At 63.9% G+C, this 1,179-nt stretch carries 1 protein-coding gene; it reads right to left on the bottom strand.

Annotated features, from left to right (window positions below; all coding sequences use genetic code 11):
* Window positions 1-3: 3 nt before the first annotated feature.
* Window positions 4-1,179 (bottom strand): elongation factor Tu (gene tuf, locus CO656_RS29500; RefSeq protein WP_095677935.1); only part of this gene is annotated, 1,176 nt, incomplete at its 5' end.

Here is a 1,179-nt window from a genome sequence, read left to right as displayed (position 1 = left end):
TCGTTACTCGACGATGGAGGCGACGATGCCGGCGCCGACGGTGCGGCCGCCTTCACGGATAGCGAAGCGCAGCTTCTCTTCCATGGCGATCGGCACGATCAGCTCGACGTCGACCGTCACGTTGTCGCCCGGCATCACCATTTCCGTGCCTTCCGGCAGCGTCACGATGCCCGTCACGTCCGTCGTGCGGAAGTAGAACTGCGGGCGGTAGTTAGTGAAGAACGGCGTATGACGGCCGCCTTCTTCCTTCGTCAGGATGTAGGCTTCGGCCTTGAACTTGCGGTGCGGCTTGACCGAACCCGGCTTGCACAGAACCTGACCGCGCTCGACGCCGTTGCGGTCGACACCGCGCAGCAGCGCGCCGATGTTGTCGCCGGCCTGGCCCTGGTCGAGCAGCTTGCGGAACATTTCAACGCCCGTGCAGGTCGTCTTCGTCGTCGGACGGATGCCGACGATCTCGATTTCCTCACCGACCTTGACGATGCCGCGCTCGACGCGGCCGGTCACGACCGTGCCGCGGCCGGAGATCGAGAACACGTCTTCGATCGGCATCAGGAACGGCTGGTCGATCGGACGCTCCGGCGTCGGGATGTAGGCGTCGACCGCAGCCATCAGCTCGCGGATCGCGTCTTCGCCGATCTTCTTGTCGGAGTCTTCGAGAGCGGCAAGCGCCGAACCCTTGATGATCGGAATGTCGTCGCCCGGGAATTCGTAGGACGACAAGAGTTCGCGCACTTCCAGCTCGACGAGCTCGAGAAGCTCGGCGTCGTCGACCTGGTCGACCTTGTTCAGGAACACGACGATCGCCGGAACGCCGACCTGGCGGGCGAGCAGGATGTGCTCGCGGGTCTGCGGCATCGGGCCGTCGGCGGCGGACACGACCAGGATCGCGCCGTCCATCTGCGCCGCACCGGTGATCATGTTCTTGACGTAGTCGGCGTGGCCGGGGCAGTCGACGTGCGCATAGTGGCGGGCCGGCGTCTCGTATTCGACGTGCGCCGTCGAAATGGTGATGCCACGCGCCTTCTCTTCCGGCGCAGCGTCGATCTGGTCATACGCCTTGAATTCGCCGAAGTACTTGGTGATCGCTGCAGTCAGCGACGTCTTGCCATGGTCAACGTGGCCAATCGTGCCGATGTTGACGTGCGGCTTGTTGCGCTCGAATTTGCTCTTTGCCAT

This window comes from Sinorhizobium sp. FG01 (genome assembly GCF_002531875.1).
GTDB lineage: Bacteria > Pseudomonadota > Alphaproteobacteria > Rhizobiales > Rhizobiaceae > Sinorhizobium > Sinorhizobium fredii_C.
Note: the sequence above shows the minus strand (reverse complement) of the source record. Positions and strands in the feature narration are given on the sequence as shown.